This is a genomic window from Chryseobacterium sp. (assembly GCF_041914225.1).
In the GTDB taxonomy this organism is placed as follows: domain Bacteria; phylum Bacteroidota; class Bacteroidia; order Flavobacteriales; family Weeksellaceae; genus Chryseobacterium.
This window is the reverse complement of the sequence record NZ_JAYSDT010000014.1, coordinates 79,458-88,236: the sequence shown is the minus strand read 5'-3', so window position 1 is coordinate 88,236 and position 8,779 is coordinate 79,458. Positions and strand designations below refer to the sequence as shown.

Sequence of the window (8,779 nt, the reverse complement as noted above, 5' to 3'; positions counted from 1 at the left end):
TTGGTCGTGTTATATGAAAACACCTGAACAAATGCACAAACAGAAGAGTGTAAAACTTCTTATCAAACAAAAAACATAAATAACAAATGATAAATGGCAAGATGTACACCTAACTGTTTCTATTCAGAAAAGAAAAAATATGGTCAGAAATTATATTAAATCGTGAAATAACTTTATTGAGAATTAATGGAAATTTATTTGGAAAATATAATTTTAAAATTTGAAGAGTTTTTGGCCAAAGCAAAGGATTGTTCCTTTATTATGGAGTAAAGCCATTTAATTCTATTGATTACCTTCTATTGGTCTAGCCAAAACTTATCATCACATTCACGCCCTGTTTTTTTGCCCAAAACTCACAGATTTTCTACCTTTATCCACTCTTTGAATTCACTTACAATTATGGGACATATTATCGAAATATTAAAATCCGGCGGAACGATTCTTTACCCTACTGATACCATCTGGGGGATTGGTTGTGATGCCACCAATATAGAAGCAGTCAATAAAATTTTTGAAATCAAAAAACGTGAAAAGAATAAATCCATGATCATCCTTGTGGAGTCTGAGAAAAGGCTTCAGGATCTGGTAGATGTTCCTGAAATGGCATGGGAAATTATGGATCTCAGCGAAAAGCCGGTAACCATCGTTTATGAAAATCCAAGAGGTTTACCTAAAGAACTTCTTGCTGAAGACGGAAGTATCGGAATCCGTCTTGTAAAAAATGATTTCTGCAAAAAACTGATTACAAAATTAAACAGACCTCTGGTATCTACTTCAGCCAACTTCAGTGGCGAAAAAAGTCCTTTGAAATTTTCTGATATTTCCCAGGAAATGATAGACCTTGTAGATTATGCAGTAGAGGAAGACAGAGAAAAAGTTTCAAAATATTCGGGTTCTTCGGTAATCAAAATATGGAATGATAACAGGATAAAAGTTCTGAGAGAGTAATTATTCTGTAATTACCTGTTTATTTTTAGAGTCTTGTCAGTTCATCCTGGCAGGATTTCTTTTTTTAATTCTATCTTTGCAAACTCAACTCATAAACTATTTGCTATGGATCATCAAAAATTTGCTCAAACGTGGGTGAATGTCTGGAATTCTCACAATTTAGAGGATATTCTGTCCCATTACGCGGATGACATTGAGATCACCACTCCTATGATTGCTATGGCCACAGGCGGTAAAGAAAGTTCTTTAAAAGGAAAAGATGCGGTCCGTGAATACTGGAGAAAGGCACTGGATAAATTTCCGGACCTTCATTTTGACCTGATCCATTCCACGGCGGGAGTAGATTCGGTAGCATTATTTTATAAGTCGATTATGGATAAACATGCTGTGGAAGTCATGTTTTTTAATGAAGATGAAAAAATTAGTAGAATGTATGCTCATTATGATTAATGGGTAACATCGGTAGAAATTGACACTGGTATTAACAATGAAAATCAATCTTAATCAAAATAAGAATTTAAAACTTTTTAAAATCATTTCTGAAGCAGCAGAAAGGAATAACCAGTCCGTATACATTGTGGGCGGTTATGTGCGTGACCTTCTGATGAACAGAAAAGCTTCTACGGATATAGATTTTGTAACGGAGCAAAGCGGTATTGAGCTTGCCCAGAATGTAGCTCAGGATATAGATCCGAAATTGAAGGTTTCCGTATTCAAGACATACGGAACAGCCATGATTAAATATAAAGAGCTTGAGCTTGAATTTGTAGGAGCCAGAAAGGAAAGCTATACGGAAAACAGCCGCAAGCCTGAAGTGGAGGGCGGAAGCCTTGAAGATGACCAGAAGAGAAGAGATTTTACGATCAATGCGATGGCTATCTCTTTAAACAAAAATAATTTCGGAGAACTGATCGATCCTTTTAATGGAATTGATGATCTTGAAAAAGGAATTTTACGGACTCCGCTGGAACCTGCCCAGACTTATTCTGATGATCCTTTAAGGATGATGAGAGCGGTACGTTTTGCTTCTACTTTACATTTTAAAATTGAGGAAAACTCTCTGAAAGCTATCCAGCAGGAAGCGGAAAGAATCAGGATTGTTTCTATGGAGAGGATCATGGTAGAATTCAACAAGATCATGCTTTCCGAAAAACCTTCTGTTGGTCTTAGATTAATGGAACAAACCGGCCTTTTAAAGCTGATTATTCCTGAACTGATTGAACTGAAGGGTGTGGAAGAAGTGGAAGGACAAACACATAAAGATAACTTTTACCACACATTAGAAGTCGTTGACAATATTTCCGTGAATACAGATAACCTTTGGCTGCGTTGGGCTGCCCTTCTCCATGATATTGGAAAAGCTCCAACCAAAAAATTTGTGGAAGGAACGGGATGGACCTTCCATGGCCATGAGTTTTTAGGCTCAAAAATGGTTAAAACACTTTTTCAAAGATTGAAACTTCCGTTGGGAAGTGACATGAAATATGTTCAGAAAATGGTAAAGCTTTCGTCAAGACCCATTGCTCTGATCACTGATGATGCCTCAGATTCTGCTTTAAGAAGACTTTTATTTGATGCCGGAGAAAACCTGGAAGATCTTTTCACTCTTTGCAAGGCAGATATTACCACGAAAAACTCCAGGAAACAGGAGAAGTTCAAAAAAAACTTTGAATATGTGGCGGTAAAAATCAAAGAAGTGGAAGAAAAGGATCAGGTAAGAAACTTCCAGCCACCTATTACCGGCGAAGAGATTATGGAAATGTTCAATCTTAAGCCGGGCCGTGAAATCGGTATTTTAAAGGAGAAAGTAAAAGAAGCTATTCTGGAGGGTGAAATTCCCAATGAAAAGGAAGAAGCTACGAAATTTGTGATAGCCGAGGCTGAGAAACTGGGATTGACAATATAATCCAAGTTATAAAATATAAAAATTCCGGCGGGATGTTCCATCCCGCCGGAATTTTTTGCTTAGTATGAAAACAAAGCCGGCCGGTTTCAAATAAACCGGCCGGAAAAAAAAACAAATGATGAAAAAATAAAAAATTATTTTTAGAAGTAATAAATTATTATGGATTCACAAAAGTTCCGTTTGCACCGATACCTCCTGTTTTTACAGTAACAATTTTACTTCCTGTAGCTGCTGAGTATACAACCATTTCGCTTTCTTGTGTAAACTGCTTTACATCTGAAGCAAAAATTCTTCCGTCAATAACATTAAATCCATACAATGTAAAATAAGGACCTCCATCTGCAGCTGTTAATAATGGGCTGGAAGGTACTGTTGGCGTCGCTAAACTTGTTGTGTACACCTTATTGGCTGAGCTGAAGTATAATTTATCATTATCAATCTGAAGGTTGGTAGCACTTGGAATTCCTGTCAGTGTAATTACCGGTGTAAGAGTTCCTGTTCCTGAAATCTTATAGATATAAGAATCTGTAGCTGTGGAAGAAATTGTGTAAACGTTGGATTTGTAAGAAACAGTGTTTCCAATCTGACCATTCGGAACAGTAATTTCAGTTTTGCTGTCGTTGGAAGTATTGATATAAGTAATCTTGTTTCCATACCCTGATGAAGCATTTTGTACGAAAATATTTCCTCCTGCTTCTACCGTTTTATCAGAAACTTCAGTCATGTTAATTTTGCTTACAAATGAATAATCAGAAGCTTTATACTTTGTTATACTTTGAGTATTTGCACTGAAATTAGTGTTAGCAACATAGATAAAGTCATTAGCGAAAGCAATTCCTCTCGGATTATCAAGCTGTTGTGTGATTACTCCCAATTTCTTAAATGTATAACGGTCTACTACTACAATTTTGTTTGAGTTATTCAAAACAAGATAAGCTTTATTTCCGTTAAGACCAATCGTCTGAAGAACATCACCCAGGATCTCTTTATTGTTGTTATAACCATATACATCATCCTGCTTAAGGCTTAAATCTCTCGTCACGAAAGTTACTTTAGCTCCCTGGCTGTTATAATTACCTTCATTAGAGATAAAGTATCCGTTCTGATAAGTGATCGGGGAAACTTCAAATTCTTCAGAATCACTTGTACATGAAGACATATTAAACAATAGTACCACTGCAAATAATACAGTTAAAAGTTTAGTTATTTTCATAATTTATTCAATTTTAATTATTAGAAATTTATTGCTGCATACACACTATAGTTTCTTTTGGGTAAAGGATAAAAAGAAACCGTTTTATAATAAGTATTTGTCAGATTATTCACTTTAAACCCTAAAGTATACTTTTTCACAAGGGTTGCAGAAACACCCATGTTTAAAAGAAAATAAGGATCTATAGCTTCTGATCTTTTTTCATCACTTGTGGTGTAGGTAACCCCGTTCAGCAGTGCCTGGGTAAAAAATTTAAAGAAACCATATTCATAATCCACATTAACGTTTCCTCTGTGCATAGGAACGTAAGGTCTCTGCATGTTGGTTTCCTTATCAATAGATTTTGCATAATAATATCCTGCATTCGCATGGATTTTATGATTTCCCAGCTGTTTGCTGAAAGATAGCTGAGATTCCAGTCCGTAAGACTCTGCCTTATTGACATTAAAAGCCTGCCAATAACCTTTAGCAGTTGGAAGCCATACAATAAGGTCTGTAATATTCATATAATAAGGAGAAAGGCTAAGCCTGAAGTCTCCCACTTTGAACTCATTAGTCATATCCACCTGAGTTGAGGTTTCCGGTCTCAGGTCTTTATTTCCCCCCGGCTCATAGTAAATATCATTAAATGACGGATATCTGAAGTTTTTGGAAACGTTAATGCTCACATTATACCATTTTGCAGCGTTCCATTTTCCGGAGAATGAATACATTAATGGTGATTTCACATCTTCCACAAAATCTTTTTTAAATCCACCTTCAAAGCGCAGGTCTTTGGTTGCAAAATACCGTAATAGCCCTGAAACAGAACCTATATTTCTGCTGACACTGGTTATTCCATTCTGATATCCTTCTCCTTTATTGACCTGAAACTCTCCGATCAGATTAAAATTCCATTTTGAATTCAGGAAATAATTGAAATCATTTTTAAAGATATAATTTTTCCCCGTTCCACTGCTGGATTTGGGCTGAGTCAACGACCCGAAGTACTGAAAATTTTCTTCTGTATAGGCAGCCTTAAAAGAGTTGCTGAACTTCGTTTTGCTCCAGTCCCAGGAAAGAAGGCTCCTTACGCTTTGCGTTTTATATTTAGTTTTTGTTCCTGTTTCTTCATAGACAGGATAATGCTGTGAAGAATCAAAAAACTGGCTCTGCCATGAAATTTTATGATCGTTTGCAATTTTATAGGATGCGCCTACATTGAACGTTGTATTGTAATAATTCCCGTTTCTGTTGACGTAGTTAAGGTCACTTACCTTATAATCATTTTCACTTACTGAGTAATTTCCTGAAGCTTTAAAACTGAACTTATCATTGCTGTAAGAACCTTTTACAAAATTATTATAAGTATTAAAGGAAGCCACCTCAGAAAACAGAGAACCATGGAAACCTTTATTAAAATCAAGGGTATTATTGAGGTGAATGCTTCCCCCGATGGCTCCGCTTCCATAGACCACGCTTCCTCCGCCGGCTTTTATTCCGATCTGATCATATCCGAACAATGCAATATTATTGATATCTCCCTGTCCGAGAAAATTGGAATTGATATTAATTCCATTCCATACAAATGCAGTCTGCTGGGCGGTAGTTCCTCTGAAAGAAGGTGAAGAAACAGCCCCACGGCCATTTTCCTTAATAAAAACCTGTGACTGAAATCTCAGAAGTTCTGAAAGATTGCTGGAGTTTTTCTCAGCATCCTCTGCTGAAATTATTTTTACGGGATGAAAAAGCTTCACCCTGTTCATCTGATTGTCGAAGACATAAATAGTGTCAATGGTTTTCTCCTGTCCAAAAAGAAAACAACCATAAGATGAAAAAAACAGTACTAAAGATCTTTTTATATCCATACCTTTTTACTTTTCCTCCGAAAGCAATATGTTTTTAATTATAATCCTGGCAGGTCTCCTGACTTTCGCATTCTGCCCCTTCCCGTTATTAAACAGTGGCTTTTTTGCAGAAACTTGTATGCGATTTACAGTTGCGGGGACAGTCCGGGAGTTACACCCGATTCCCTTTTCATTCCAAAATACTGGAAACCAAAATTTTTGCAAAGATAGTTTTTTATATGTATTTGCCAAAAAGACAGATCCCGGCGATCTATATTATATATCTTTCCCGAAAAAAAAGCTGCTTCCCATAGGAAGCAGCTTTCTTATCAATAGATTTTGTTCATTTATTTACCGATAACCTCAGTAATCGGGTTCCCTACATTTCCGCTTGGGAACTGGATTTTCAGTAAAGAAGATACCGTAGGGGCAATATCCGTCATGTGATATTCCTTATTGCTTTCTCCCTGCTTCACTCCCCATCCCATAAAGATCAATGGAATATGTGAATCATAAGAATTCCAGACACTGTGTGTAGTTCCTGTTTTTGAATATGGAGGAAGCATAGAATCATGAGAGATCAGCTGAATATCTCCGCTTCTCTGTCTGTTGATTCCGTTGATAATTCTCTGTTTAATTGGCTCCGGAATGCTGGATTCCTGAACTTTATCTACAGAAACAGCATATAAAACTGTAGGATCTTTCTCAATTTCCTTTACAGCAAAGTTTCTTACATCATCCAGCTCAAGCTTGCTGTCCGCCAATACTTTTCTGTCAAAATAAATCTGGTAGTTATCGATGGCGTTGATCAACTTGTCAGCCCCGAATTTCTCTTTCAGTTTTTGGTTCAGGTTCTTTTCTGCATCTTCTCCGAAGAATCCTGTTGGGATTTTATGCTCTTTAAGGAATCCTACAGAATGTGCTCCTCCGTGGTCAGCAGAAAGGAAAACCGTATACTCTCCTTTTCCTACTTTGGAATCAAGATATTTGAAAAATTCTGCCAGATCCTGATCTAATCTGATATAAACATCTTCCACCTCAATAGAATTCGGTCCGAATTTATGCCCTGCATAATCCGTAGACGCAAGGTTGATGGCTAAAAAGTCTGTGATGTTATCACCACCCAGTTTTTCACCTTCTACAGAAGCCTCTGCCAACTTTAATGTCAGCGTATTTCCGAAAGGTGTATAACGGATATTATCTTTTTTAGCCTGATAATCTTTTGCTAAGTTGCTATAAGGAAAAGTAGGCGTTTTCGCACTTCCCAACAAACCTTCCCAAGGCGAATTGTCGGGTGCGCTTTCCGTATATTCATTGATTGGAAGTAAAGTATTCCAGCCATTTGCCACTAATTTTTCAGGAAGATTCTGCGCGTTGAATGATTTTACCCATTGAGGAAGGTCATTCATGTACCAGGTGCTTGTAATGAAATTTCCTGTGCTGTCATCAAACCAGAAAGCTCCGTTTGGAGTATGACCTGCAGGAAGAATGGAAGCACGGTCTTTCAAAGAAACCCCCACTACTTTTCCCTGGAAGTTGGTAGCCAGTCTCAATTCGTCAGTTACCGTAGTAGACCAAAGGTTTTTCGGAGAGTGGCTTCCGGTTTTTGCATTGGTAGTTCCAACCGGCTGAACGCTCTCATCTGCAGTACAGTAAACTCCTTTTCCTGTTTCCTTATCGGTCCAGTCGTTTCCTGCAATCCCATGAATAGCAGGTACAGAGCCTGTGTAGATACATGTATGTCCTAATGCCGTAATGGTAGGTACATAAGGAATATGTACATTATTTAAAGAGTATCCTGTATTCAAAAGTCTTTTGAAACCATCATTTCCGTATTTACCATAAAAACGGTACAGATAGTCCCAACGCATCTGGTCTACCACCAGACCTACGACTAATTTGGGTCTTTCAAGTTGAGTATTTCTGTTCTTCTGCGCATTGATTGTAACTACGGACAATAAAGTAGCTGCCGCAATTGAAATGTTCCTAAGCATCCAAGTAAAATTTTTTATTGACCACAAATTTAAGGGTTTTGAAAGTTTTGGAGTGTGAAATTTTATTTAATTTTGATTATTGTACAATTCATCAATCCATCTTCTATGATTTTAGGCGTATACTGGTATTTCAAATTTCCGGATCATTTATATGACTTTCAGTTTTTCAAATTTTATCCCGGGTATGGCGGACACGCTGATAACCCAGCCGAACTGGCAGCAAAAGTCCGGGTTGAAAATACAGATGATCTTATCCTGAAACTCGAAGAACTGAAAGCTGGTTTCAAAGAAACGTATTTGCACCTGAATATCGATGGAAATCAACTGATCATCAATATTGGTGACCATATGCTTTTTGATTTTCATTTTCAGTTTGCATTAGAAATTGAAGAATTATTGATCCGGGAAAATGCTGTATTATTAGATTCCGGAGTTTCTTTTACCGTTCAATCCAGTAAAAGCTATCCTCCTGAAAGAGAAAAATTCAGAAACATAGAACACCGTTTTATCCAGATGGTAGGTTCGGATTTCAAAAAAAATAATGCAGAACATTATGCTGCCAGAATTGACTGTAATCTGCCTTTGCAGTATAAGCAAGATCTTATTAATGACTTAGCGCAGATATGTAAAGAAGAAAATCTCCATGTATTTTACTATAATGATTATGATTTTAAAGATCATTGTAACCTGATGCTCTTTTTCACCAATGGCAGACAGAAAAAAGATACTTTTCAAAAGGTTGATATCAATTCTTTCGGAAGTAAAGTACGTTTGCTTACTCAAAAATACCCTCTTCACTTCGGTCATTTCGGAAGCTTCAAAGAATATCCTTTACAAGGACCTCATGCAGAACTGATGGTGGATGAAGAATATATTATAAATAAAAATTAAA

At 36.9% G+C, this 8,779-nt stretch carries 7 protein-coding genes and 1 riboswitch; of the genes, 4 read left to right on the top strand and 3 right to left on the bottom strand.

Features of this window, described 5'->3' with window-relative positions; genetic code table 11:
* Nucleotides 1–399: 399 nt before the first annotated feature.
* The 3 genes from ACE3RB_RS08790 to ACE3RB_RS08780 all read left to right on the top strand — a co-directional run bounded on the left by ACE3RB_RS08790 (nt 400) and on the right by ACE3RB_RS08780 (nt 2,854).
* Nucleotides 400–948 carry an L-threonylcarbamoyladenylate synthase gene (locus ACE3RB_RS08790; protein WP_374463883.1) on the top strand — a complete coding sequence of 183 codons (549 nt, stop codon included), beginning with the start codon at nt 400–402 and terminating at the stop codon, nt 946–948.
* Nucleotides 949–1,053: 105 nt separating this feature from the next.
* Nucleotides 1,054–1,398, top strand: coding sequence for a nuclear transport factor 2 family protein (locus tag ACE3RB_RS08785; protein ID WP_374463882.1), 345 nt, complete (start codon nt 1,054–1,056; stop codon nt 1,396–1,398).
* 37 nt (nt 1,399–1,435) lie between these two features.
* Nucleotides 1,436–2,854: a CCA tRNA nucleotidyltransferase gene (locus ACE3RB_RS08780; protein WP_374463881.1), complete on the top strand. Its 1,419-nt coding sequence runs from the start codon at nt 1,436–1,438 to the stop codon at nt 2,852–2,854.
* 157 nt (nt 2,855–3,011) lie between these two features.
* Here the strand turns inward: ACE3RB_RS08780 and ACE3RB_RS08775 are convergent, their stop codons facing one another.
* The 3 genes from ACE3RB_RS08775 to pafA all read right to left on the bottom strand — a co-directional run bounded on the left by ACE3RB_RS08775 (nt 3,012) and on the right by pafA (nt 7,887).
* Nucleotides 3,012–4,067, bottom strand: a complete 1,056-nt coding sequence (locus ACE3RB_RS08775) for a YncE family protein (RefSeq protein ID WP_374463880.1) — start codon at nt 4,065–4,067, stop codon at nt 3,012–3,014.
* 20 nt (nt 4,068–4,087) lie between these two features.
* Nucleotides 4,088–5,914, bottom strand: coding sequence for a TonB-dependent receptor plug domain-containing protein (locus ACE3RB_RS08770; RefSeq protein WP_374463879.1), 1,827 nt, complete (start codon nt 5,912–5,914; stop codon nt 4,088–4,090).
* 30 nt (nt 5,915–5,944) lie between these two features.
* A riboswitch (cobalamin riboswitch) is annotated at nt 5,945–6,123 on the bottom strand.
* A gap of 117 nt (nt 6,124–6,240) precedes the next feature.
* Nucleotides 6,241–7,887 (bottom strand): alkaline phosphatase PafA, encoded by a 1,647-nt coding sequence (gene pafA / locus ACE3RB_RS08765; protein WP_002977430.1) that lies wholly within the window; start codon nt 7,885–7,887, stop codon nt 6,241–6,243.
* 105 nt (nt 7,888–7,992) lie between these two features.
* On the opposite strand from pafA, the gene ACE3RB_RS08760 reads away from it, so the two are divergent.
* Entirely contained in the window at nt 7,993–8,778 is a 786-nt protein-coding gene (locus tag ACE3RB_RS08760) for a hypothetical protein (protein ID WP_374463878.1), read from the top strand.
* Nucleotide 8,779 lies beyond the last annotated feature (1 nt).